Origin of the sequence: Massilia genomosp. 1 (assembly GCF_011682185.1) — a bacterium.
Taxonomy (GTDB): domain Bacteria; phylum Pseudomonadota; class Gammaproteobacteria; order Burkholderiales; family Burkholderiaceae_D; genus Telluria_A; species Telluria_A rubra.
The window spans coordinates 1-1031 of record NZ_WHJF01000311.1 but is presented as its reverse complement, the minus strand read 5'-3'; the positions used below and the strand labels follow the sequence as shown (position 1 = coordinate 1031).

The window sequence follows — 1031 nt, the reverse complement described above, 5'->3', positions numbered from 1 at the left end:
GATGCTCGGACCGTCAGTGCGGGCGCCACGATCCTGCGCGGCAGTGCAGAGGGGGGCATCGTGTTCGACAAGCAAAATAACCGGGTCGGATATACTGCCGGCTTGGGACTAAAGGCACCGCTTCCGGTGTATGTCGGACCGATCGGCTCCGTCGTAGAATCCAACACTAAGCTTTGGGGGTATGTCGATGGAAAATGGCAGTGGCATAACTAAGAATGTGAGCACGGAAAGAACATGAAAGCCACGGTAGTTCGACTTATGAGTATTGCGATGGCGATCTGCACGGTCGCTTTCGGATGGGCGTTGCGCTCCTATCCGGCGTGGGACTTGTCTGCCGAGGTTTCGGCCTTCGATATCGGCATTTTCGCATTGTTCATTTCGATATTTCTGCAATCTCTACCCGGTTTGGTATACAACAATTTTTTGTTTTTACAGCAGAAAAAGGATTGGCGAGATTTTTGGTCTGGTGATGTATTGGAATATTTTTATCGATCCGATAAGGGGCGCGAGGTATGGATGCTGGCCAGAGGAAGATTTATTCTATATCTTCTGAGCTGTGTGCTAAGCATTGGATTGCTGATCGCTTACATCAATATTCGTCACTGATGCGGTCGAGGGACAGTGCAGGGAAGCTACGTACTCGAGAATCGCCCCGAATGCGGCGCACCAGATCCGCACGCGCAGTTTTACCAAGCTTCGATGTTTGTGGTGGGGTCGGCGGCCGTGCATCTTTCCGGCATAGGACACAGCATGGGACACAGGGTCAGTGCCAACATTGTCATACAGCCTCGCCAGTAATGCCGTTTTATGTGTAGGCAGGTGATGCTGCGAGGTCTGAGGCGCCGCCGCCGCCGACTATGTCGACACCACGCGCCTGCTGCGCTTTTACTCGCCGATCAAAGGTTTGCTGATCGAGTCGATGAGCGGCACCACGACGATTTCGGACCAGTACATCTTTAACCTGAGCCTGATCTCGAAAGATGGCGCCATCGAGCTCAAGACCCTGATGGGCAAGAACGTCAGCGTCGGCG

At 53.2% G+C, this 1031-nt stretch carries 2 protein-coding genes; both read left to right on the top strand.

Annotated elements, in window-relative coordinates; translation table 11 throughout:
- The coding region (locus tag F1735_RS36010) for a hypothetical protein (protein ID WP_222853177.1) at positions 1-213 on the top strand (213 nt) is incomplete at its 5' end.
- Between the two features lie 21 nt (positions 214-234).
- Entirely contained in the window at positions 235-606 is a 372-nt protein-coding gene (locus F1735_RS33785) for a hypothetical protein (protein ID WP_167241402.1), read from the top strand.
- Positions 607-1031 lie beyond the last annotated feature (425 nt).

Coding starts and splice junctions, on each gene's coding strand:
- F1735_RS33785 (WP_167241402.1), top strand. CDS start 235: ATGAAAGCCACGGTAGTTCGACTTATGAGTATTGCGATGGCGATCTGC.